This is a genomic window from Streptomyces olivoverticillatus (assembly GCF_014203555.1).
Classification (GTDB): domain Bacteria; phylum Actinomycetota; class Actinomycetes; order Streptomycetales; family Streptomycetaceae; genus Streptomyces; species Streptomyces olivoverticillatus.
In genome coordinates, this window is record NZ_JACHJH010000002.1 from 306543 (window position 1) to 331863 (window position 25321).

Here is a 25321-nt window from a genome sequence, read left to right on the forward strand (position 1 = left end):
ACCCATGACCGCACAGAACCCGCCCACCCCGCAGGACCGCGAGGACAAGCTCCGCGAATACCTCAAGCGGGCCACCGCCGACCTCGTGCAGGCCCGGCGCCGCATCCAGGAGCTGGAGGACCGCACCGGCGAGCCCGTCGCCATCGTCGGCATGGCCTGCCGCTACCCCGGGGGCGTCACCTCGCCCGACGAGCTGTGGGAGCTCCTGGAGCGCGGCGGCGACGGCATCCGGCCCTTCCCCGAGGACCGCGGCTGGGACGTCGAGGGCCTCTACGACCCGGACCCCAACGCCCTCGGCAAGAGCTACGCCCGCGAGGGCGGCTTCCTGGACGCGGCGGGGGAGTTCGACGCCGCGTTCTTCGGGATCAGCCCGCGCGAGGCGCTCGCCATGGACCCGCAGCAGCGGCTGCTGCTGGAGGCCTCGTGGGAGGCGTTCGAGCACGCCGGAGTCGACCTCGCCACCGTGCGCGGCACCCGCACCGGCGTGTACGCGGGGGTGATGTACCACGACTACGGCTCGGACCGGGCGGCGCTGCCCGACGGCGTCGAGGGCTTCCTGGGCACCGGCACCGCCGGCAGCGTGCTGTCGGGGCGCGTCTCCTACGCGCTCGGCCTGCAGGGCCCGGCCGTCACCGTCGACACCGCCTGCTCGTCCTCTCTGGTCACTCTGCACCTGGCCGCGCAGGCGCTGCGCAACGGCGAGTGCTCGCTGGCCCTCGCCGGTGGCGTGACCGTCATGGCCACCCCCGACACGTTCGTGGACTTCAGCCGGCAGCGGGGCCTGGCCCCCGACGGCCGCTGCAAGCCCTTCGCGGAGGCCGCGGACGGCACGGGCTGGGGCGAGGGCGTCGGCGTGCTGCTGCTGGAGCGGCTGTCCGACGCACGCCGCAACGGGCACCGGGTGCTCGCCCTCGTCCGGGGCTCCTCCATCAACCAGGACGGCGCCTCCAACGGCCTGACCGCCCCCAGCGGCCCCTCCCAGCAGCAGGTCATCCTGGAGGCGCTGGCGTCCGCCGGGCTCTCCGCCGCCGACGTCGACGCCGTCGAGGCGCACGGCACCGGCACGGTCCTCGGCGACCCGATCGAGGCGCAGGCGCTGCTCGCCACCTACGGGGAGGAGCGCGCCCCCGAACGGCCGCTGTGGCTGGGGTCGGTGAAGTCCAACCTCGGGCACACCCAGGCCGCGGCCGGAGCCGCCGGAGTCATCAAGATGGTGCTGGCGCTGCGCGCGGGCCTGCTGCCCAAGTCGCTCCACATCGACGAGGCGACCTCGCACGTCGACTGGGCCGCCGGCGGCGTCCGGCTGCTGACCGAGGCCCGGCCCTGGCCGGAGACCGGCCGCCCGCGCCGCGCGGGCGTCTCCGCCTTCGGCATCAGCGGCACCAACGTCCATGTCGTCCTCGAACAGGCCCCGGACGCCCCGGAGATACCCGAGGAGGCGGCGACGCCCGCGGTCGTCCCCTGGCTGCTGTCCGCCAAGAGCGCCCCGGCCCTGCATGCCCAGGCCGCCCGGCTCCACGCCCACCTCCTCCGGCACCCTGGCCAGTCGGTGGCCGGCGTCGGACATGCCCTGGCCACCACCCGCACCGCCCTCACGCACCGCGCCGCGGCCGTCGCCGACACCCGCGAGGGCTTGCTGGCCGCCCTGCACGCCCTGGCCGAAGGGCGGACCGGCGCGCCCGGGACCGTACGGGAAGAGCCCGCCGGTGGCCGTATGGCGTTCCTCTTCACCGGGCAGGGCAGCCAGCGCACGGGCATGGGCCGCGAACTGCACGCCGCCCACCCGGTCTTCGCTGCCGCGCTGGATGAGGCATGCGCCGCATTCGACGTCCATCTGGACCGGCCGCTGGCCGACGTGATCCTCGACGACGACGCCACAGACCTCGACACCACCGCCTACGCGCAGCCCGCCCTCTTCGCCCTCGAAGTGGCCCTCTTCCGCCTCCTGGAGTCCTGGGGCATCCGCCCCGACCTGCTCACCGGCCACTCGGTCGGCGAGCTGGCCGCCGCCCACGTCTCCGGACTCTGGTCGCTCGCCGACGCGGCGGAGCTGGTCGCGGCGCGCGGCCGCCTGATGCAGCGACTGCCGTCCGGCGGCGCGATGGCCGCCGTCCAGGCGACCGAGGACGAAGTCCGGGCCCAGCTGATCGATGGCGTCGACATCGCCGCGGTCAACGGACCGACGTCCATCGTGGTCTCCGGCGATGAGGCGGCCGTTGAGGCGGTCGCCGCACACTTCGCCGCCCAGGGACGCAAGACCAAGCGGCTCACCGTCAGCCATGCCTTCCACTCCGCCCTCATGGAGCCGATGCTCGCCGAGTTCGGCGAGATCGCGGGCCGGCTGACCTACGCCGAGCCGCGCATCCCCCTCGTCTCCGCCCTCACCGGCAAGCCCGTCACCGCCGCCGAACTGCGCGACCCCGGCTACTGGGTGCGGCACGTGCGCGAGACCGTCCGCTTCGCCGACGCCGTGCGCGGCCTGGCGGCCGAGGGCGCCGCGACCTTCGTCGAACTGGGGCCGGACGCGGTGCTCTCCCCCCTCGTACGGGACTGCCTGGCCGCCCCCGGACCCGTCGCCGTGATCCCCGTGCTGCGCCGGGACCGCACGGAGCCGCAGGCGGCGGCCGAAGCGGCCGCCCGGCTGCGGATGCGCGGCGCGGACGTCGACTGGCAGCGCTTCTTCGGCGCCCCCGCGGCCCCCGTCGACCTGCCCACCTACGCCTTCCAGCACCAGCACTACTGGCTGGCCTCCGCCGGCCGCGCCGCGGGCGGCACCACCGCCGCACCGGCACCGGTCCCGGAGGAACCCCTGGAGGCCGCCGAGGACCCCGAGGCCCGGCGCGCGGCGCTCCGGGAGTCCCTGCGGGCCGCCGACGGGCCGGACCGCACCCGCATCCTGCTCGGCCTGGTCCAGGGCATCGCGGCCGCCGTCCTCGGGCACGCCGACGCCGGACAGGTCGAGCCCGACGGCGAATTCATCGACCTGGGCTTCTCCTCCCTCCTCGCCGTCGAATTCCGCGACCGGCTCGGCGACGCCCTCGGCATGCGCCTGTCCGCCGCCGTGATTTACGAATACGCCACCCCCGAAGAGCTCGCCGAATTCCTTGAGGAAGAGCTCGAGGACGCCCTGGAGGCGGCGGCCGCGTAATCCGCGCCTACGGCTTCTCCCAGCGCGAAACCCCCTAGGGGGCGCCAGGGGTGGCCGTAGGGGGTCACAGCGAATTCGGCCGCTCCTAGCATCGGAATCGCTGATGACGCGTGGTGCACGTGACGGAAGGGGTAGTCGGTGGAGAACAACGACGCGTGGCAGGAAATCGGCGGCAGCGGACCGGGGCAGCTCGTCCTTGCGGTCGACTTCACCGCAACCGGCCGCCCGGACGCCCGCTTCGCGGACCTCATCGGTCTCGCCGGCACCGGCCACCCCGTATGGGAGACGATGCCCCAGGCCATCGCCACGGACGTCGGCCCCGGTGGCGCCGCCTACCTCGACCACTGGTTCGAGGCGGTGCGCGCCACCGGCCGGCCCGTCGGCGCGGTGCTCGGCTTCTGCGCCGGTGCGGTGTACGCGGCGGCGCTCGCCGACCGCCTCACCCAGTGGCAGGAGAGCGCACCCCGGCTGATCCTCTTCGACCCGGAACTCGCCAACGCCCTCGGGCTGTACTGGCAGTTCCACAAGTCGGTCCAGCTCTTCGAGGGCATCCTCGGCCCCGAGCCGGTGGCCCGCGCCGACGCCGCCGGTCACCGGGCCCTCCAGGCCGCCGAGGCCGACGGCACCCCCGACGGCCTGCGCGCCCTCGGCATCGAACTCGTCCGCCTCTTCCGTGAAGTCAGCGGCCCCGCATTCGACGAGCTGGAGCTCGATGCGGAAAGCCGCGCCGAATTCACGGAATCCTTCACCGCCTTCGTCGCCTATGTCGTCGCGGCCGGTGACTTCCCCTCCGCCGAACCCTGGAAAAAGGCCGTCGCCTTCAGCTCCGCGAGCCCGCTCAGCGGACTCAACAAACTCCGCTCGACCGACCCCAACAGTGCGGCGGAAGCCGTCGCCCGGGAACTCCGTTTCGACTGCGATCACATGGACCTGCTCCGCGACGAACGCGCCGCCCAGGCGCTGGCCGGACTGCTGAGCTCGCAGGACCTCTCCCGACAGATCCGGATGTGACATGAAGACCAAAGAGAAGACCGAAGCCGGCCCGGCGGAGCGGACGACCACCGTCACCGCCCGGCCGGAGCCGGAGCCGAAGGCCGAGGGCAAGCCGGCCGCGCCCGCCGTCGAACCGGCCATCCGGATCACCGGGCTGCGCAAGACCTACGGCGACGTCCAGGCCGTCAAGGGCATCGACCTCGACATCGCCCCCGGCGAGGTCGTCGCCCTCCTCGGCCCCAACGGCGCCGGGAAGTCCACGACCGTCGACATGGTCCTCGGCCTGTCCAAGCCCACCGCCGGCGGCATCACGCTCTTCGGCAAGGACCCCTACATCGCCGTCCGAGAGGGCCTGGCCAGCGCCGTCCTCCAGGACGGCTCGCTCATCGACGACCTCTCCGTGCGCGAGACCCTCGGCATGATCTCGTCCCTGCACAAGAACCCCATGCCCATGGACGAGGTCCTGCGCCGCGCCAACATCGAGGACATCGCCGACCGCCGCGGCACCAAGCTCTCCGGTGGCCAGCGCCAGCGCGCCCGCTTCGCCTGCGCCCTCATCGGCAACCCCCAGCTGCTGATCCTGGACGAGCCCACCTCCGCCATGGACGTCGGCAGCCGCCGCAAGTTCTGGGAGTCCATGCGCAAGTTCACCGACACCGGCCGTACCGTCGTCTTCGCCACCCACTACCTGGACGAGGCCGAGGAGTTCGCCGACCGCGTCGTCCTGATGCGCTCCGGCACGATCGCAGCCGACGGCACGGTCGCCCAGATCCGCGCCCTGACCGCGGGCCGGATGCTGCGCGCCTCCGTCCCCGACGCCACGGCCAAGGAGCTCGGCACCCTGCCCGGCGTCACGGGCGCCACGCTCCGCCTCGGCCAGGCCGAACTGCACTGCGAAGACTCCGACAAGGCGCTGCGCGCCCTGCTCACCAAATACCCCGACGCCCACGACATCGAGATCAGCGCCAGCGGCCTGGAAGAGGCATTCCTCTCCCTGACCGCCGCCGAGGAGGCGGACGCCGCATGACCGGCTACCTGTCCACCGAAATCAAGAGGATGCTGCGCGGCCCGCGCTTCATCATCTTCGCCTTCGTGATGCCCGTGCTCCTCTACTCCCTGGAGTGCATGCTCTACAAGAACCAGACCATCCCGCACTCCGGCGGCATCACCTACAGCGCCTGGCTGATGTGCAGCCTCGCCGCCTACAGCGCCTTCACCTCCTCCATGCACACCACCGCCCGCGTCTCCCACGAGCGGGCCATCGGCTGGCACCGGCAGCTGCGGCTCACCCCGCTGCTGCCGCGCACCTACCTGCTGACGAAGGTCTTCGTCGCGATGATCGTCGCGCTGCCCGGCCCGGCCCTCGTCGCCCTCTTCGGCGCCCTTACGCAGGACGTCCACATGACCACGGGCGGCTGGCTCCAGATCACCCTCGGCATCTGGATCGCCTCCCTGCCGTGCGCCGTCCTCGGCCTCGTCATCGGCCTGTACGTGCAGCCCGAGCAGCAGCAGATGTACCTCCAGGGCCTGATCATCCTCTTCGGCTTCCTCGGCGGACTGCTCCTGCCCACCACCGGCTTCCCGGACTGGCTGGTCGCCATCATCAAGATCATGCCCAGCTACTGGCTGGCCGACATCGGCCACGGCGCCCTGCTCCACGACACCCGCGCGGTCACCGGCGGCCTGGTGCTCGCCGCCTGGACCCTCGTCTTCTCCGGCGCAGTGGTCCTCAGCTACCGCCGCGAGGCGGCCCGCGCCTGACGGCGCCCCGTCCCTCCCGGGGGCCCCGCCCCCGGACCCCCGGTCCCCGAACGCCGGACGAGCTGGAATCAGCCCGTCCGGCGTTCGGGGACGCCGCGCTTGGCGCGGTCCGGCCAGCCCTCCGCAGGAGATCCCATGTTTCCAGCCCCCAGCCGGCAAGCCACCATGCCCTTCCGAGGCCAGCGGACCTGGTACCGGGTCACCGGTGACCTGCACAGCGGCCTCACCCCCCTTGTCGTCGCCCACGGCGGCCCCGGCTCCACCCACGACTACCTGCTGCGCCTGACCGAGCTGGCCGCCGACGGGCGGCCCGTCGTCCACTACGACCAGCTCGGCAACGGCGGCTCCACCCGGCTCCCGGACCGCGGCGCAGACTTCTGGACCGTCGACCTCTTCCTCGACGAGCTCGACCACCTGCTGGACCACCTCGGCATGGCCGACGACTACCTCCTCTTCGGCCAGTCCTGGGGCGGCATGCTCGGCGCCGAACACGCCGTCCGCCGCCCAGCCGGCCTGCGCGGCCTCGTCATCGCCAACTCCCCGGCCGCCATGCCGCTGTGGCGCGCCGAGTGCGAGCGTCTCAAGGACGAGATGCCGCAGGACGTCCGCGACACCCTGCGCCGCCACGAGGCCGAGGCCGACTTCGGGCACCCTGATTACCAGCGCGCGGTGCTCGCGTTCTACCAGCGGCACGTGTGCCGCGCGGACCCGCTGCCCCGCGAGGTCGCCACCACCCTCGCCGCGCTGCAGAGCGACCCCACCGTCTACGGCACCATGAACGGCCCCGCCGACTTCCACGTCATCGGCACCCTCAAGGACTGGTCCATCGTCGACCGCCTGCCGCTGATCGACGTCCCCACCCTGGTCATCACGGGTGCCTACGACGAGGCGACCCCGCTCACCGTCCGGCCCTTCCTCGACCACATCCCCGACGTGCGCTGGGAGCTGTTCGAGGAGTCCAGCCACATGCCGCACGTGGAGGAGCCCGAGCGCTTCGACGCGGTCATGCGGGAATGGCTGGCGAAGCACGGCTGATACGGCTGCAATGGCGAAGGCCCCGGCGTTTCCATCGGAAACGCCGGGGCCTTCGCCTATGTCGTATCAGCCCTGGGCGGCCGCGCCCGCCTTCTGCGCGATGAAGGAGGCCAGCTTCTCCGGCGTCGGGTTGGCGAACAGGTCCGCCAGCCGGATCTTCACCTGGACGCCCGTCGACCGCTTCACCCGCTGGATGAGCTGGACGCCCAGCAGCGAGTGCCCGCCGCTGGCGAAGAAGCCGGAACCGGACTTCAGATCGTCGCGCTTGAGGAACTCCCGCCACAGCGCCAGCAGTTCGCGCGTCAGCTCCTCCGTGTCCAGGCCCTGGTCTTCGGCAGCTGCGGAAGAGGCCCCGCGCACCAGCTCCTCGGCCCGCCGCCGCAGCCCCTTGAGGTCCGGGCGCCCGCCGGCCGACGGCAGCTCGTCGACGACGACCACGTGCCGCGGCTCGGCAGGCGCCGGCAGCTCGGCCGCGACGTGCTTCGCCAGCAGCTCCGGCAGGTCCGGCTGCGGATCGGCGGCCACGAAGGACACCAGCACCGGCCCGTCACCGCCCTCGCCACCGGGCACGGCCACCGTGGCGGCGCCGTCGACCGCGGGGTGCGCGAGGAGCACGGAGTCGAGCTCCTCCAGACCGAAGGCCAGCCCCTGCACCCGCACCCGCCGCTCCACGCGCCCGAGCAGCTGCAGCCGCCCGTCCGCCAGCCAGCGGGCCAGGTCGCCGGTGCGCACCACCCGCTCCTCGTCCACCACGCACAACTCGCCGCGCACGCCCACCGGCAGCTCGCCGCCGTCCGGTGCGGCGACGAAGGCCCGTACGCCCTCGCTGCCCGGCCCGTAGACGGCGTACCGCCCGGCGGCCGGGGAGGCGGCGAAGGCCTCGGGCAGGCGCCCGTCGCGGTGCCCGGCCTCGACGGCGGCACGGTCGGCGGCGCTCCACACGGACAGCTCGCCCACCGGCTGGTCCAGGCCCTCGCCGAGCGCGACCAGCAGCGCGTCGTAGCGGTCGAGCAGCAGGGCGACGTCGGCGCGGGAGAACGCCTGGGTGCGGTAGACGGCCCGGATCTTCGTCTCGGCGTTCTCCTCCTCGCCCTCCGGCATGAAGAAGAACTCGAGGTCGAACTTGCTGAAGCCGTTCTCCACCTGCCGGGTACGGGCCTGGTGGCCGCCGAAGGAGAAGGAGCCGGAGGTGCCGCCGGGCACGTAGTTGAAGAGGTGGTTGCAGAGCGAGTTGCGCCAGCTGGGGCCTTCGGCGCGCACCTCGTCGAGCACGGACTCGGCGGGCACGCCCGAATTGCCCAGGCCCTCAAGGAAGATCGCGCGGGCCCGGTTGACCAGCCGCTTGAACGGCTTGGCCGCATCCACCTTCACCCGCAGCGGCAGCACGTTCACGTGGTAGCCGATGGCGCTCTCGTGCCCCTGCGGCCGTACGCTCACCGGCGAGCCGACCACGATGTCCGACCCTGCGCCGTGCCGCGACAGCAGCAGGTAGTAGGCGGCCAGCAGGATGACGGCCTCGGGCGCGCGCACCTCGCGCTGCAGCCGCCGCACCACCGCACGGGCCTCGGGGGAGAGGGAGTACCAGGTCGACTCGCCCGCCAGGTCCGGGGCCGCGGACGGCGGGTTGCCGATCCACAGCCCGCCCTCCTCGTCCGGCCGGAAGCCGCGCAGCTGCTCGCGCCAGAACTCCACGCTCTCCGCGGAGGGCTCCGGCTCGGCCGCCGGCGCGACGGCAGTGGTGTCGTAGCCCTCCGGGTCCCCGTAGGCGGCCATCAGCTCGCCGAGCAGGGTCACCGTCGACATGGCGTCGAAGACCAGGTGGTGCAGGGCGACGCTGACGGTGTCGCTGCCGCCGTGCCGGAAGACCGCGGCCCGTACGAGCGGGCTGCCGTCGAGCACGAACGGGGCGCCCACGAACGACTCGACGGCCGCCTGCACGTCCCCCGCGTCGCCCATGGCCATGTCGAGGACGTCGACGCCGGCCTCGGACGGCGGCACGACCCGCTTGGTGAGGTCGGTCTCCGTCGTCAGGAAGACCGTGCGCAGGATGTCGAACTTCCGCACGACGAGCGTCAGCGCCCGCTCCAGCAGATCCGCGTCGAGGTGGCCGTCCACGTCGAACGTGAGCGACAGGTTGTTGACCCCCGAACCCGGCACGAGCCGTTCGAGCAGCCAGAGATCGGTCTCTTTACGGGTGGCGGGCGAGTCCGCGGCCATGCCGGTTCTCCTCATGGATTCATGGGTGTGGTGTACAAGTCGTTGTCGGTGGCGCAGGCGCTGCTGCTGCTGTTACTCAGTCGAGGTGCTCGAACTCGCTGTCGAGGATGTCGAAGAGCTCGTCGGCGTCGGCCGTCGCCAGGTCGTCCGCGGCCGGGTCCGCGGCCCCGCTCCCGGAGCCGGCCAGGAGGCCGCTCCAGCGGGAGGCGAGCGCGCGCAGGCTCTCGGCGATCCGCGCGTGGTCCTCGGGCGCCGGGGCACCGTCCGGACCGGCCGCGGCCAGCAGGCGGGCCTCCAGCGCGGCCAGCTCCGACTCGACGGCCCGCAGGGCGGCCGGGCCCGTCTCGTCCGGGACCAGCTGCTCGCGGATGTAGCCCGCGAGCGCCTCGGACGTCGGGTAGTCGAAGATCAGCGTGGCGGGCAGCCGCAGCCCGGTGGCGGGCGTCAGGCGGTTGCGGAACTCCACGGCCGCCAGCGAGTCGAAGCCGAGCCCGCCGAACCCGCGCGCCGCGTCCACGGCGTCGGCGCTCGCGTGCCCGAGCACGGCCGCGGCGTGCGTCCGTACGAACTCCAGCACGGCGGGCCCCCGCTCGTCCGCCGGCAGCCGCAGCAGCTGCTCCTTGAGCCCGGCGGCCTCCGCCTCGGCCCCGGCGGCGGCCGGCGCCCCGCGCCGCGCGGCCGGGGTACGGACCAGCCCGCGCAGAACGGCGGGCAGCCCCTGCGTACGGGCCCGCTCGGCCAGCGCGCCGGTGTCGAACGGCACGGGGAGGAGATGCGGCTCGCCCGAGGCGAGCGCGGCATCGAAGAGCGCCATGCCGCGCTCCCGCCCGAGCACCTTCGGCCCGCCCCGCGCGACCCGCTCGATGTCGGTGTCGGTGAGGGTGGCGCCCATGCCGCCGGCCTCGGGTGCCCAGAGTCCCCAGGCGAGGGAGGTGGCGGGCAGGCCGAGAGCATGCCGGTGGGTGGCGAGGGCGTCGAGGTAGGCGTTGGCGGCTGCGTAGTTGCCCTGCCCTGTGCCGTCGAACGTGGCGGCGGTGGAAGAGAAGAGGACGAAGGCGTCGAGGGAGCGGTCGAGGGTCAGTTCGTGCAGGTGGCGGGCGGCGTCGGCCTTCGGCGCCCACACGGAGTCCAGATGGGCCGGGGTGAGACCGGTGACGGTCGCATCGTTGAGGACACCGGCGGTGTGGATGACGGCGGTCAGGTCGGGGATGCCGCCGAGGAGGGCGGCCACGGCCTGCCGGTCGGAGATGTCGCAGGCGGTGACGGTCACGGTGGCGCCTGCGGCTTCCAGCTCTGCCTGGAGCTCGGTGGCGCCCGGGGCGTCCGTGCCGCGGCGGCTGACCAGGTGCAGGGTGCGCACACCATGCTCGGCAACCAGATGCCGGGCGGTGAGCGCGCCCAGACCGCCCGTACCGCCGGTGATCAGCACAATGCTGTCCGCACGCCAGGGGCTGGCGGTGCCGGTGGGAATCGTACGGGCCAGGCGGGCGGCGTAGTACGTGCCGTCGCGCAGGGCGAGTTCCGGCTCGCCGCACGCGAGAACGGTGCTGATGTCGACGTCATCGGTGTCGGTGTCGAGGAGGACGATGCGGTCGGGGTTCTCGGCCTGGGCGGCCCGTACGAGGCCGTGGACGGCGGCCTGGTCGAGGTCGGTGATGCCGGTGCCTACGGCGACGGCACCGCGGGTGATGACGACCAGTTTGGCGTCGTCCGAGCCGGTGCCGGTCAGCCAGGTCTGGAGCTCGCCCAGGGTTTCGGTGACGGAACCGACGCGCAGGACCGTGCCGGGTACGGGAGTTGCCGTCCCGCTGGGCGTGGTGACCGGCGACCACTCGATGCGGTAGAGGTCGCGCTCGCGGGAGGGGGACGTGGTGCCAGGGGCCACGGCGCGCAACGCGAGCGACCCGACGGTCGCGACGGGCGCGCCCTGCGGGTCGGCCAGGAGAAGGGTGTGCCCGCTGCCGGAGCCGGTGGGGGCGGCGTGTACGCGGAGGGCGGCGGCCCCGGTGGCGTGCAGGGTGACATCGGACCAGGCGAAGGGCAGCTCGGCGGCCTCGCTCGCGTTTCCGGCCAGCCCGATGGAGTGCAGGGCGGCGTCGAGGAGGGCGGGGTGGAGCGCGTAGCCGGTGGTGTCGGTGCCGTCGGGGAGGGCGATCTCGGCGTAGACCGCGTCGCCGTCGCGCCAGGCGGCGCGCAGACCCTGGAACAGCGGCCCGTACTCCAGGCCGGAGGCGGCCAACTGCTCGTACAGCCCGGTGACGTCGACAGGTTCCGCTCCGGCGGGCGGCCACGCCGACAGCTCGAAGGCGGGCTTGTCGGCCTCGGGGGCGAGCACGCCGTCGGCGTGCCGGGTCCACGGCTCGTCATCGCCGCTCTCCACCCGGGAGAACACGGCCACGGTCTGCTGCTGGACTTGGACCCGCAGTTGCACGGTCTCGCCGTCGCCGAGCACCAGTGGTGCGTGGAGGGTGAGTTCTTCGACGGTTGAGCGGCCGATGTGGTCGGCGGCGTGGATGGCGATGTCGAGGAGTGCGGCGCCGGGGAGGATGACGGTGCCGGAGACGGCGTGGTCGGCGAGCCAGGGGTGGGTGCTCAGGGAGAGGCGGCCGGTGAACAGCACGCCTTCGCTGTCCGGCAGTTCGACCGCCGCACCGAGCAGCGCGTGACCGGTGTCGTCCTGCCCGAAGTCGGCGGCGCTGCCGGTGACGAGGGTGGTGTCGGCGAGCCAGTAGGTCTGGTGCTGGAAGGGGTAGGTGGGGAGGTCGAGGGTGGTGGGGGTGGTGCCGAAGTAGGCCGCCCAGTCGACGGTGACGCCGTGAGTGTGCAGGCGGGTGAGGGCTTCGACGGTGGTGCGGGCTTCGTCGTGGTTGCGGCGGGTGGTGGGGATGAGTGCGGCGTCGGTGGTCTCGGCGGCCATGGCGGTCAGGACCGCGTCGGGGCCGAGTTCGAGGTAGGTGGTGACGCCCTTGTTTTCGAGGGTGACCACGGCGTCGGCGAAGCGGACGGCCTCGCGGACGTGCCGGACCCAGTAGGCGGGGTCGGACAGCTCGTCCACCGAGAGCGCCTTGCCCGTCAGCGTGGAGACGATCGGGATGCTGGGGGCGGAGTACGTCAGCTCGGCTGCGATCTCGCCGAACTCGGCGAGCATGGGCTCCATGTGGGCGGAGTGGAAGGCGTGGCTGACGGTGAGGCGCTTGGTCTTACGACCCTGGCCCGTGAAGTGGGCGGCGAGGGCGTCGACGGCGGCTTCATCGCCGGAAACCACCACGGAGGTGGGCCCGTTGACCGCAGCAATGTCGACGCCGTCGGTCAGCTGGGTGCGGACTTCGTCCTCGGTTGCCTGGATGGCGGCCATTGCGCCACCGGCGGGAAGCTGCTGCATCAGACGGCCACGAGCCGCGACCAGCTTGATCGCGTCATCCAGCGACCAGACACCGGCCACATACGCGGCGGCAAGCTCGCCGATGGAGTGCCCGGCGAGGACGTCGGGGCGGACGCCCCACGACTGCATCAGCTTGAAGAGCGCAACTTCGACCGCAAAGAGTGCGGGCTGGGCGTACTCGGTGGTGTTCAGCAGATCGCCGTCACCGAAGACAACGTCCTTGAGCTGGCCACCGAACGTCTGGCACACCTCGTCGAAGGCCTCGGCGAACACGGGGAACGCCTCATACAGCTCGCGGCCCATGCCGACCCGCTGGCTGCCCTGACCGGTGAAGAGGAACGCCAGCTGACCGGAGTTCGCCACCGCCTGGATCGCGGGTTGCTCCAGCCCCGCCAGCAACTCATTGATGTCACGACTCACCACCGCAGCCCGGTGCGTGAAGGTGGTTCGTGACATCACCAACGCGGCCCCGACGGCAGCCGGGTCCAGCTCCGGGTTCGCCGAGACGAACGCCCGCAGCCGCTCAACCTGAGCCGCCACCGCCTCCGGCGTCTTGCCCGACAGCACCCACGGCACCACCGGAACATCAAGCGCCTCCGCGGCCTCAGCAGCCGCAGGCGCCTCCTCCACGATCACATGCGCATTCGTCCCACTGATGCCGAACGACGACACACCAGCCCGACGCACCCGCTCACCCGCAGGCCACTCCCGCGCCTCCGTCAACAGCTCAACAGCACCCGCAGCCCAGTCCACATGCGAACTCGGCGCGTCGACGTGCAGCGTGCGCGGCATCCGCTCGTTCCGCAGCGCCAGCACCATCTTCATGATTCCCGCGACACCGGCCGCGGCCTGCGTGTGCCCCAGGTTGGACTTCACCGAACCCAGCCACAGCGGCTCGCCATCCGTCCGCTCCTGGCCATACGTCGCCAGCAGCGCCTGCGCCTCGATCGGGTCACCCAGCCGCGTGCCCGTACCGTGCCCCTCCACCACGTCGACATCCGCCGCCGACAGACCACCGGCGGTGAGCGCCTGCCGGATGACCCGCTGCTGCGACGGGCCGTTCGGCGCCGTCAGCTGGCTGCTCGCACCGTCCTGGTTGACTGCACTGGCCCGCACGACCGCCAGCACCCGGTGACCGTTGCGCTGCGCATCGCTGAGCTTCTCCAGCACCAGGACGCCGACACCCTCGCCCCAGCCCGTACCGTCCGCAGCCTCAGCGAACGGCTTGCAACGACCGTCCGCAGACAGACCACGCTGACGGCTGAAGTCGACAAACGTGTCCGGCGTCGTCATGACCGTCACACCACCGGCCAGTGCCAGCGAGCACTCACCCGTGCGCAGCGCCTGCGCGGCCAAGTGGACGGCGACCAGCGACGACGAGCACGCCGTGTCGATGGTCAGCGCCGGGCCTTCCAGCCCGAGTGCGTACGACACGCGGCCGGAGACCACGCTGCCGAGGCCGCCGTTGCCCAGGTAGCCCGCGAGCTCCTCGGGGACGGTCCGGAGGCGGGGGGCGAAGTCGTGGTACATGACGCCCGCGAAGACGCCGGTGTTGCTGCCGCGCAGCGCGGAGGGGTCGATCCCGGCGCGCTCGACGGCCTCCCAGGACGTCTCCAGCAGCAGGCGCTGCTGCGGGTCGGTGGCGAGGGCCTCGCGGGGGCTGATGCCGAAGAAATCGGCGTCGAACTCACCGGCGTCGAGGAGGAAAGCGCCCTCGTTCGAGTAGGTCTTGCCGACGGCCTCGGGGTCCGGGTCGTAGGAGTCGGCCCAGCTCGGACCGCGGTTCTCGGGGAACGGGCCGATGGCGTCGCGGCCCGCGGCGAGGAGCTCCCACAGGTCTTCGGGGGAGGAGACCTCGCCGGGGTAGCGGCAGGCCATGCCGACGATGGCGATGGGCTCGTCGTCGTCCGCCTGCTGCCTTGCCACGGCCGCCGCGGGGGCGGCTTCCTGCTCGCCGACAAGCTTCTCGCGAAGGTAACCGGCGAGTGCGGTCGCGTTCGGGTAGTCGAAGGTGAGCGTGGCGGGCAGGCGGAGGCCGGTGGCGGCGCTGAGGTGGTTGCGGAGCTCGACGGCCGCGAGCGAGTCGAAGCCGAGCGTGCCGAAGCCGCGGTCGGGGTCGACCGCCTGGGGCCCGGAGTGGCCCAGCGCCGAAGCGACGTGTGTACGTACCAGGTTCAGCAGGAAGCGGTCCTGGTCTGCGGCAGCCATCCCGGTCAGCTGCTGCTGCAACGAGCCGCCGTCCTCCGATGCGGAGGCGGCAGCACGGCGGCCGGGCGTACGGACCAGGGCGCGCAGCAGCGCGGGTATGCCCTCGCTGCGCGCCGCACGGCGCGAGAGCGCGCCCGCGTCCAGACGCAGCGCGAGGGTGTGAGCCTGCGCCCCCTGGCACGCCGCATCGAACATGGCGAGCCCCTCCGCCGCACTGTGCGCCGGGGTGCCGGCGCGTGCCGTGCGCTGGACGTCAGCGTCGGTGAGGGTGGCGCCCATGCCGCCGGCCTCGGGTGCCCACAGTCCCCAGGCGAGGGAGGTGGCGGGCAGGCCGAGAGCGCGCCGGTGGGTGGCGAGGGCGTCGAGGTAGGCGTTGGCGGCGGCGTAGTTGCCCTGCCCTGTGCCGTCGAACGTGGCGGCGGCGGAGGAGAAGAGAACGAAGGCGTCGAGGGAGCGGTCGAGGGTCAGCTCGTGCAGGTGGCGGGCGGCGTCGGCCTTCGGCGCCCACACGGAGTCCAGATGGGCCGGGGTGAGACCGGTGACGGTCGCATCGTTGAGGACACCGGCGGTGTGGATCACCGCGGTCAGACCCGGGATACCGTCCAGCAGCCCGGCCACGGCCTGGCGGTCGGAGATGTCGCAGGCGCTGATGGTCACAGCAGCCCCGGCGGCTTCCAGCTCCGCGAGCAGCACCGCGGCACCGGGTGCGTCCGGGCCACGGCGGCTGACCAGATGCAGGGTGCGCACACCGTGCTCGGCAACCAGATGCCGGGCAGTGAGCGCGCCCAGACCGCCCGTACCACCGGTGATCAGCACAGTGCTGTCGTGACGCCACGGACTGGCGGCTTCGGCAGGAACCGTACGGGCCAGGCGGGCGGCGAAGCACACACCGCCCCGCAGCGCCAGCTCCGGTTCGCCGCACGCCAGTGCAGCAGCCGTATCGACATCATCCGCATCGGTGTCGAGGAGGACGATCCGGCCGGGGTTCTCCGCCTGCGCCGAGCGCAGCAGACCCCGTACCGCGGCCTGCTCCAGCACGGCCACACCATCGCCGGCCCGCACGGCCACCGCACCCCGCGTCACCGCCACCAGACGACCGTCCGAGCCGTCCGCCAGCCACTGCTGCACATGGGCAAGCGTGGCAGCCAGCGCCCCCGGCCCCTCCGGAACCGCAAACACCACCCCATCCACAGCACCGTCCCCGGCAGACGCGCCCTCCACCGCCACCCACTCCACATGGTGCAGCGGCAGGCTCCGTACGCCCTCGCTCTCCGTGGAAAGCGGGCGCAGCACCAGCGAACCGACCGTCGCCACCGGCGCGTTCGCGGCGTCGTACAGGCGGATGGTGACCCCGGATCCAGCGGGCGTCACGTGGACGCGCAGAGCGGTGGCGCCCGTCGCGTAGAGGGTGACGTCGTTCCAGGCGAAGGGCAGTTCGGGGCCGGTGGTCCCGTCCTCGTCGAGGCCGATCACGTGCAGCGCGGCGTCCAGCAGCGCCGGGTGCAGCGCGTACCCGGCGGCGTCCACGCCCTCCGGCAGGGCGACCTCGGCGTACACCTCGTCGCCGTTCCGCCAGGCGGCGCGCAGGCCCTGGAAGGCGGCCCCGTAGCCGTAGCCCTGCTCGCGCATGCGGTCGTACGCGCCCTCGACGTCGATCACCCGTGCGCCGCTCGGCGGCCACGCCGCGCCCCGGTCCCGGGCCGTGGTCCCGCCCGCGCGCAGCAGGCCCTGGGCGTGGAGCGTCCAGCCGTCCTCGGCTTCGAAGCCCGTGCGGGAGGAGCGGGAGTGGACGGCGAGTGCGCGGCGGCCGTCGGCCGCCGGCTCCTCGACGACGATCTGCAGCTCGACGCCGCCCGTGGCATCCAGCCAGAGAGGCGCCTGGAGGGTGAGCTCTTCCAGCACGTCGCAGCCGACCCGGTCTCCGGCCTGGACCGCGAGCTCGACGAAGCCCGTGCCGGGGAGGAGGGCCGTGCCGCCGACGGCGTGGTCGGCGAGCCACGGGTGGGTGGCGGGCGAGAGCCGTCCGGTCAGGACGAGCCGGTCGCCGCCCGCCACGGCCACCGCCGCACCGAGCAGCGGGTGCCCGGCGGACGCGACGCCGAGCGCGGCGGCATCCGTGGCGCCCGCGGCGGGAGCGTCGAGCCAGTAGCGCTGACGCCGGAAGGCGTACGTGGGCAGGTCGACCGGGACCGTGGGGGTGCCGAAGTAGCGCTGCCAGTCGATCTCGGCGCCGTGCACATGCAGGCGGGCGAGGGCTTCGACGGCCGTACGGGCCTCGTCATGGCCGCGACGGGTGGTCGCGACGAGCACGCCGTCCGTGCTCTCGGCAGCCATGGCGGTCAGCACCGCATCCGGGCCGAGCTCGACGAATGCGGTGACGCCCTGCTCCTCCAGCACCTGCACCGCATCCGCGAAGCGCACCGCCTCGCGCACGTGCCGCACCCAGTACTCGGGGTCGGTCAGCTCCTCGGCGGTGGCCGGGCGGCCGGTGAGGGTGGAGACGAGGGGGACGGTGGGGGCCGCGTACTCGAGCACCTGGGCGTGCCGCCGGAACTCGGCGAGCATGGGCTCCATGTGAGCGGAGTGGAAGGCGTGGCTGACGGTGAGGCGCTTGGTCTTGCGGCCCTGCCCGGCGAAGTGCGCGGCAAGCGCCTCAACGGCTGCCTCGTCACCGGAAACCACCACGGACATCGGCCCGTTGACGGCGGCGATGTCGACACCGTCGACCAGCTGGGCGCGGACCTCGGCCTCGGTCGCCTGGATCGCGGCCATCGCGCCACCGGCGGGCAGCTGCTGCATCAGACGGCCACGAGCCGCCACCAGCAGGGCGGCGTCCTCCAGTGACCACACACCCGCCACATACGCCGCAGCAAGCTCACCGATCGAGTGACCGGCCAGCACATCGGGCCGCACGCCCCACGACTGCATCAGCCTGAACAGCGCCACCTCTACGGCGAACAGACCCGGCTGAGCGAACTCAGTGGTGTTCAGCAGCTCGCCGTCACCGTCGAAGCCGAAGACGACGTCCTTCAACGGCCGTTCGAGGTGGGCGTCGAGCTCCTCACAAACGGCGTCGAAGGCCTCGGCGAAGACGGGGAACGTCTCGTACAGCTCGCGGCCCATGCCGACCCGCTGGCTGCCCTGACCGGTGAACAGGAACGCCAGCTGGCCGCTGTTCGCAACCGCCTGGATGGCGGGCTGCTCAAGCCCGGCCAGCAGCGACTCACGGTCCGTACCCACCACAGCCGCCCGGTACGCGAACGCCGCCCGCTCGGTGGCCAGCGCGGCCCCGACGGCAGCCGGGTCCAGCTCCGGGTTCGCCGAGACGAAGGCCCGCAGCCGCTCGACCTGAGCCGCCAGCGCCTCCGGCGTCTTCCCCGACAGCACCCACGGCACCACCGGCACCACAGGCATCTCCGCAGCCTCAGCGGCCGCAGGCGCCTCCTCCACGATCACATGCGCATTCGTCCCGCTGATGCCGAACGACGACACACCAGCCCGACGCACCCGCTCACCCGCAGGCCACTCCCGCGCCTCCGTCAACAGCTCAACGGAACCCGCCGACCAGTCCACATGCGAACTCGGCGCATCCACACCCAACGTCATCGGCAACTGCTCATTCCGCAGCGCCAACACCATCTTGATGATCCCCGCGACACCCGCCGCAGCCTGCGTGTGCCCCAGGTTCGACTTCACCGAACCCAGCCACAACGGACGCCCTTCCTCGCGCCCCTGCCCATACGTGGCAAGCAGCGCATGCGCCTCGATCGGGTCCCCGAGCCGGGTGCCCGTGCCATGTGCCTCCACGGCGTCCACGTCACCCGTGGACAGGCCGCCCGACGCCAGGGCCTGCTGGACGAGCCGCTGCTGTGCAGGACCGTTCGGCGCCGTAAGGCCGTTGCTTGCGCCGTCCTGGTTGACCGCGCTGCCCCGGACCACCGCCAGCACCCGGTGCCCGTTGCGCAGGGCGTCGCTCAGCCGCTCCACGACCAGCATGCCGATGCCCTCGGCCCAGCCCGTGCCGTCCGCAGCCTCCGCGAAGGGCTTGCAGCGGCCGTCGGGGGCCAGGCCCCGCTGCCGGCTGAAGGCCGTGAACGTACCGGGGCTGGACATGACCGCGACGCCGCCCGCCAGCGCCAGCGAGCACTCGCCGCTGCGCAGCGCCTGTGCCGCCAGGTGCACCGCGACCAGCGAGGACGAGCACGCCGTGTCCACGGTGAGGGTCGGGCCTTCGAGGCCCAGGGTGTAGGCGACCCGGCCGGAGATGACGCTGGTGGCGTTGCCGGTGAGGAGGTAGCCCTCGTAGCCCTCGGGGGCCTGGTGCAGGAGCGGGCCGTACTCCTGGGGCTCGGCGCCCACGAAGACGCCGGTGGTGCTCCCGCGCAGGGTGTGCGGGTCGATGCCCGCGCGCTCCAGGGCCTCCCAGGACGTCTCCAGGGTCAGCCGCTGCTGCGGGTCCATGGAGGAGGCCTCGCGCGGGCTGATGCCGAAGAAGTCGGCGTCGAACTCGGCGGCGCCGTAGAGGAAGCCGCCCTCGCGCGCGTAGGTCTTGCCGGGGGCGTCGGGGTCGGGGTCGTACAGGCCCTCCACGTCCCAGCCGCGGTCGGTGGGCAGGCCGCCGATCGCGTCGTCGCCGGCAGCCAGCAGTTCCCACAGCTGCTCGGGCGAGCTCACGCCGCCCGGGTAGCGGCAGGCCATGCCGACGATGGCGACGGGCTCGTCGAAGGCGTGCGCGCGCGGCGCGGCCGCCGCCGCGTCCCGCCCCCGGCGTACGCCCAGCACCTCCCACATCAGCTGTTCGGCCAGGGCGGTGGGGGTGGGGTGGTCGAAGGCGATGGAGATGGGCAGTTCGGTGCCGGTGGCGGCGCCGAGCCGGCGGTGCAGGTCGACGACGGCCAGCGAGTCGAAGCCGAGCCGCAGGAAGGGCTGGTGGGGATCGAGCCGGCCGGAGGGCTCCCGGCCGGCCTTGCGCAGTGCCGCTTCCGCCTCCCGCAGGACCACCGCGAGGAGGCGGCGGAACCGGTCGGCTTCGGACAGCTCGGCCAGTTCCGTCGCGAGGGCGGACACGGGGGAGGCGGACTCGGTCATATCACTGAACTCCAGTGGTGATGTCTGCGCGGGAAGAGACCAGGCGCGAGGCGGAGACGACCTCGCCGCCGCGGGTGAGGACCTCGACGGGGGCCGGACGGCCGAGGAAGGTGAGGAGGCTGGCGGTGGGCCCGTACGCGCCGACGTTCGGCACGGCGATGACGTCGCCGGGCCGGGGCGCGGGCATCTTGACGGACCGGGAGAGCAGGTCGCCGGGCGTGCACAGCGGGCCGGCGAGGGAGACCGTCACGTTCTCGGTGTCCGCCCCGTCCGCCCCGCGGGGCTCGACGGCCAGCGGCAGCAGCCGTCCCAGGCCGGCCATGCCGCCCAGGGTGTTGATCCCCGCGTCGAGGATCGCGAAGGTCCGGCCGCGGCTCTCCTTGACGTTGGTCACCGTCGTCAGCAGCCGCCCGCTGACGCCGACGAGGTAGCGCCCCGACTCGCAGGCGATCTCGATGCCGCCCTGCCGCCAGCGCGGCAGGTGCTCGTCCAGAGCCTTCTCCAGGGCGGCGCGCAGACGTCCGTAGACGGGGCGTTCGCCGGGTACGGAGTAGGGGGCGGCGAAGCCGCCGCCGATGTCCAGCATCCGCAGCGGCAGGCCGAGCTCGGCCTCCAGGCGGGCCGCCGAGGCGATGGTCGCCTCGAACTCGGCGATCAGGCTGTCCTCGTCCTTGGAGTTGCTGAGCGGGAAGAAGTGCGCGCCCACCACCTCCACGCCCGGCACGGCCAGCAGCTCCGGCAGCACCTCGGGCAGCCCCTCGGCGTCGAAGCCGAACTGCGAGGGCGTGCCGGTCATCCGGATGCTGGTGGTGGCCGCGGCGGCCGCGCTGTTGACGCGGATCAGGACCTGGGCCCGGATGCCGCGCCCGTGTGCCACGGCGCCCAGCCGCCGCAGGTCGCCGGGGGACTCGACGGAGAAGGTGCGCACGCCCGCGTCGAGGGCGACGGCCATTTCGGCGGCCGTCTTGCCGGGGCCGGAGTAGAGGACGGCCGCGGGCTCGTGCCCGGCCTCCAGGGCCGAGGCGAGCTCGCCGGTGGAGCACACCTCGGCGCGGCAGGGGCGGTCGCCTTCGCGCAGGGCCCGGACGATGCCGGGGTGCGGGTTGGCCTTGAGGGAGTAGAAGAGGGTGAAGCCGTCGGGCAGCGCCGCGTACAGGGCGTCGCGGGCGGCGGTGACCCGGTCGAGGTCGTAGACGTAGAGCGGGGAGCCGTAGCGTCCGGTCAGCTCGCCGTCCGGGATCGGGCTCACGCCGCCTCCTCGGCGAGCATGGCCTCCAGCTGCTGCTTGGCGTTCTTGCCGTTGGCGGTCAGCGGGAAGGCGTCCAGGACCCGGCAGAGCGAGGGCACCTTGACTGCCTCCAGGCGCTGCGCCAGCTCGCGCAGCACGGTCTGCGGGGCCAGGCCGTCCGCCTCCACGAAGATCATCAGGTCGCGGTCGGCGGTGGGCTTGAGGGCGGCGGCGTTGCGCACGCCCGGGATGTCCATCGCGGCGCCCTCGATCTCGATGGTGGAGACCCGCATGCCCTTGCGCTTGAACATGTCGTCGCGGCGGCCCTCGAAGTAGAGGTAGCCGTCCTCGTCCAGGCGCCCGTAGTCGCCGGTGTGCAGGCGGGTGACGCCGGTCGCGGGGTCCGTGCGGAAGGTGCGGGCGGTGATCTCCGGCAGCCGCCAGTAGCCGGCCATGACGTGCGGGCCGGTGACGGTGATCTCGCCGCTGGAGCCGGCCGGGACCTCGTTGCCGTCCTCGTCAAGGATCGCGACGCGGGTGCCGGGCAGCGGGCGGCCGGAGGAGCCAGGGCGCTCGCGGTCCTCGGCCGGGGGCATCACGGTGATGCGCTTGCACTCGGAGATGCCGTACATGCGCACCACGCGCGCGCCGGGGAAGCAGCGCCACAGGCCGTCGATGATCCGCTGCTCCAGGGCGGCGCCGGTGCTGGTGAACATGCGCAGCTTGGTCGGGCGCGGGTCGCGCTCGGCGAGGCGGATCAGCGGGCCGCCCAGGGAGGGGACCAGCGGCAGGACGGTGGTGCCGGTCTCGCGGATGAGCAGGTGCAGCTTGGCGTCGGCCTCGCCGTCGGCCAGGACCAGCTCGGCGCCGGCCAGGCAGCACAGCAGTACCTGGAAGAGGCCGTAGTCGAAGGAGAGCGGGACGCGCACGAAGACGACGTCGTCGTTGCGGTAGCCGAGCACCCGGTTGATGGCGTCGGCGGCGAACGACATTTGCGCGTGGGGGCAGATGATGCCCTTGGGGGTGGCGGTGGAGCCGGAGGTGTAGATGAGGACGGCGGGGGAGGCGGGGTCGTGGGCCTCGGCCGGTACGGACGCGCCGTCGGTCAACTCGCCCCACACCGTGCCGATCTCGTGCACGGGGAAGCCGGTGAGCGGGCGGACCTTGTCGCCCGCGCCGTCCACCACGACCACCAGGCGCGGCTCGCAGTTGGCGATGACCGCCTTGAGGTGGAAGTCCTTCATCTCGGCGCTGATGGGCACGAGCGCCGCCCCGCAGCGGGAGGCCGCGTAAAGCATGGCGACGGTCTCGCGGACGTTGGGCAGCCGGACGACGACGCGGTCCCCGGGGCGTACGCCCTGTGCGCGCAGCCAGGCGGCCGCGGCGTGGCTCTGGGCGACCAGGTCCTGCCAGGTCCAGGAGCCCTTCGAGTCGCGGACGGCGACGTGCTGCGGGCGCAGCGCGGCCGTGGTGTCGAGCAGTTCGTGCAGCAGCTTCGCCGCAGCGGTGCCGTCCGGGTGTCCGGCCACGGCGTTCTCCACCGTCAGGGTCACAGTCCTTCTCCTTGTCGGCTTGGCTTCCGGCCGTGGTCCAGCAGCGTCCCGGCGAGGGACCTGAGGGAGGACCGGTCGATCTTCCGGTTGGCGTTCATGGGGAACTCCTCCAGGTGGTGGAAGAGCCGGGGGACCATCGCCTTGGGCAGGCCCGCGGCCAGCTGCCTGGCCAGGTCGGCGGAGTGGGCGGGGCGGCCGGTGTAGAAGGCGACGAGTTCGTGGCTGCCCGCGGCCGGCACGGCGACGGCCACGGCGTCCTCGACGCCGTCCAGGCCGCGGACGCCGTGCCCGACCTCGCTCAGCTCCACCCGCCAGCCCTGGACCTGCACTTGGTCGTCGGCGCGGCCCAGGTAGGCGATGTCGCCGTCGGGGTAGCGGCGCACCCGGTCGCCGGTGCGGTACCAGCGGCGTCCGTCGTGGTCGAGGAAGCGCCCGGTGTCCTCGGCCGGGTCGAGGTAGCCGGTGAACATCTGCGGGCCGGTGATGCACAGTTCGCCCTCGTCGCCGTCGACGGAGCCGTCGGGGGCGAGCAGCAGGTGTCCGAGGCTGGTGTGGACGGGGCCGATGGGGACGACGCCGCCCACGTACCGCTCGTCGGGGGTGGCGGGGGCCAGCCGGTGGGCGCTTACGGTGATGGTGAGTTCGGTGGGGCCGTAGAGGTTCTCGACGGCCGAGCCGGGCGCGGCCTGCTGCCACTCCTCGGCGTCGTGCCGGTGCAGGGGCTCGCCCGCGAACAGGCTCCAGCGCAGGCCGGGCAGCGAGCCGGGGGCCAGGGCGCCGGTGCGGCGGGCGAGGGCGATGGCGCCGGGGGTGGAGAACCAGACCGTCATCCGCTCCGAGGCGAGGAATTCGGGCAGCGCCCGGTACGCGCGCATCGGCAGCGGTACGACGCAGCCGCCCGCGCCCCAGGCGCAGAACAGGTCGAAGACCGCGCAGTCGAAGGTGAGGTCGAAGGTCTGGGAGAAGACGTCGTCGGGCCCGAAGTCGTAGCGCGCGTCCAGGGTGCGGAAGTAGCTGTCGGTGGCCCGGTGGCTGGTGGGGACGCCCTTGGGGCGGCCGGTGGAGCCGGAGGTGAAGAGGATGTAGGCGGCGTCCTCGGGCGCGGCGGGCAGCGGCGCGTCCAGGGCGGTGTGCGCCGGCGCCTCGGTGATCAGCCCGGGGCGGCGGGCGGAGCGGGCGCCCGGGGCGAGGACGGGCAGCGGGTCGTCCTCGGCGAGCAGGGCGTCCAGCGCGGCCAGGCCGCTCGCGTCGGCGACGGCCGCCTCGGCGCCCGCCGCGGTGAGGATCGCGCGGTTGCGGGCGGCGGGGAAGCCGGGGTGCAGGGGGACGGCGGTGGCGCCCAGGTAGAGGGCGGCCAGCAGGCCGGTGTAGGCCTCCGCGCTCTTGGTGGCCACGACGGCGACGACGCGGGGTGCGCCGCCGGGGGTGGCGTCGCGCAGGGCTCCGGCCCAGGCCAGGGCCTGTTCGTGGGCCTCGGCGTAGGTGGTCTCGTGGCCGTCGATGCGGAAGGCGGGGCGGTGAGGCGCGCGGGCCAGGCCGCGCAGGAACCTGCCGTGGAGAGTGCCGTCGAGAGAGGCGTTGCTCATGGTGTCAGACCCCTGCCTTCGGGCGCATCGCGTGTTTGGGATCGGCCGCGGTGATCTCGAAGTCGCGGGTGGCGCACTCCACTCGGCCGAACAGCGCGTCGGGACCGGCGATCACCAGCTTGCGCACGCCGCGTTCGCGCAGGGCGCCCAGCGCGGCGGGCCAGTCGACGGGCCGGGTGAAGTGGTCGAGGAGCATGGCCCGCAGGTCTTCGGCCGTGCGGATCTCGCGGCCGTCCTGGTCGGCGACGACCGGGAGCACCGGGTCGCGCAGCGGCAGGGAGCCGATGACCTCGCGCCCGGCCCGCTCACGCAGACCGCCGAAGAGGGAGGAGTGCATGGGCGGGCGCATGGTGTAGAGGGGGAGCGAGCCGATGGCCCGCAGCCGCCGCTGGAAGTCCTCCAGGTGCCGCTCGTGCAGGGACACCATCGCGAAGCCCTCGTCGAGGCGGCAGGACAGCTCGTGCCACTCGCCGCGCTCGTCCATGCCGGCCAGCAGCTCCCGCAGGGCCTCGGCCGGGGCGCGGACGAAGGACTGGGTGACCACGTCGCGGTGTTCGGTGGCGAAGTAGGCGGCGGTGCAGCGCGCCAGGCGGGCGGTGGCTGTCACCGCGTCGGCGAAGTCCAGGGCGCCGCAGAAGCCGATGAGCGGCTTCTCGCCGAAGCTCGGCCCGACGCACACCTCCGGTTCGGCGCCCAGTTCCTCGACGGCCCAGTCGGCAAGTGCCGTACAGGCGACCATGAACGCCACCTGGGCCGCCTCCGAGTAATCCTCCCCCGACTCCCGGAAGGCGTCGAAGAGCGAATAGCCCAGGGCTTCGTCGGCGGCCGGAAGCAGCTTCTGGGCAAAGGAATTCAGGAGCAGGAACCTGCCCAGGTCGGGAAAGCGGACAGGACCCATTCCGGGAAACACCATCGCCGTAGTCATCGCAGCAACCCGTCTCGTCGCGAACTGGTCTCGAAGTGGTCTCCAAACGACCCCTTCGGAGCAGTTTTAGATCCTCGGGGAAGAGCACCCAACCCCTATCCCACCCCGCCGCCTACCCTTATGAGGGGTAGTCGGTCGGAGAACAGGGGGGTGACCGCTGTGGCGAGTGAGGGCACTCGCGGTTTGAATTCTCCGGA

The 25321-nt window shown here is 73.0% G+C and carries 9 protein-coding genes and 2 pseudogenes; 5 read left to right on the forward strand and 6 right to left on the reverse strand.

Annotated features, from left to right (window positions below):
• Positions 1 to 64: 64 nt before the first annotated feature.
• The 5 genes and pseudogenes from FHS39_RS06675 to FHS39_RS06695 all read left to right on the forward strand — a co-directional run.
• A pseudogene (locus FHS39_RS06675) lies at positions 65 to 3148 on the forward strand (type I polyketide synthase); the annotation flags it as partial.
• Positions 3149 to 3286: 138 nt separating this feature from the next.
• Complete coding sequence (locus tag FHS39_RS06680; RefSeq protein WP_184347270.1) at positions 3287 to 4159, forward strand: hypothetical protein; 873 nt, start codon at positions 3287 to 3289, stop codon at positions 4157 to 4159.
• Between the two features lies 1 nt (position 4160).
• On the forward strand, positions 4161 to 5168 hold the full coding sequence (locus FHS39_RS06685; RefSeq protein ID WP_184347272.1) for an ABC transporter ATP-binding protein: 1008 nt from the start codon (positions 4161 to 4163) through the stop codon (positions 5166 to 5168).
• Complete coding sequence (locus tag FHS39_RS06690; RefSeq protein ID WP_052706036.1) at positions 5165 to 5902, forward strand: ABC transporter permease; 738 nt, start codon at positions 5165 to 5167, stop codon at positions 5900 to 5902. The genes FHS39_RS06685 and FHS39_RS06690 overlap by 4 nt, the downstream gene beginning before the upstream one ends.
• Positions 5903 to 6037: 135 nt before the next feature.
• A complete protein-coding gene (locus FHS39_RS06695; RefSeq protein ID WP_184347274.1) occupies positions 6038 to 6937 on the forward strand; it encodes a proline iminopeptidase-family hydrolase in 900 nt (299 codons plus the stop codon).
• Between the two features lie 66 nt (positions 6938 to 7003).
• Here the strand turns inward: FHS39_RS06695 and FHS39_RS06700 are convergent, their stop codons facing one another.
• The 6 genes and pseudogenes from FHS39_RS06700 to FHS39_RS06755 form a co-directional block, all read right to left on the reverse strand.
• Positions 7004 to 9154, reverse strand: a complete 2151-nt coding sequence (locus FHS39_RS06700) for a condensation domain-containing protein (RefSeq protein WP_184347276.1) — start codon at positions 9152 to 9154, stop codon at positions 7004 to 7006.
• Positions 9155 to 9230: 76 nt separating this feature from the next.
• A pseudogene (locus FHS39_RS25105) lies at positions 9231 to 19658 on the reverse strand (SDR family NAD(P)-dependent oxidoreductase); the annotation flags it as partial.
• Positions 19659 to 19833: 175 nt separating this feature from the next.
• Complete coding sequence (locus FHS39_RS06740; RefSeq protein ID WP_343069402.1) at positions 19834 to 21081, reverse strand: type III PLP-dependent enzyme domain-containing protein; 1248 nt, start codon at positions 21079 to 21081, stop codon at positions 19834 to 19836.
• A complete protein-coding gene (locus tag FHS39_RS06745; RefSeq protein WP_425507765.1) occupies positions 21078 to 22589 on the reverse strand; it encodes an AMP-binding protein in 1512 nt (503 codons plus the stop codon). The genes FHS39_RS06740 and FHS39_RS06745 overlap by 4 nt, the downstream gene beginning before the upstream one ends.
• Before the next feature lie 20 nt (positions 22590 to 22609).
• Positions 22610 to 24199, reverse strand: coding sequence for an AMP-binding protein (locus FHS39_RS06750; protein WP_184347278.1), 1590 nt, complete (start codon positions 24197 to 24199; stop codon positions 22610 to 22612).
• 4 nt (positions 24200 to 24203) lie between these two features.
• Entirely contained in the window at positions 24204 to 25097 is an 894-nt protein-coding gene (locus tag FHS39_RS06755; RefSeq protein WP_246469978.1) for an ACP S-malonyltransferase, read from the reverse strand.
• Positions 25098 to 25321: the final 224 nt, after the last annotated feature.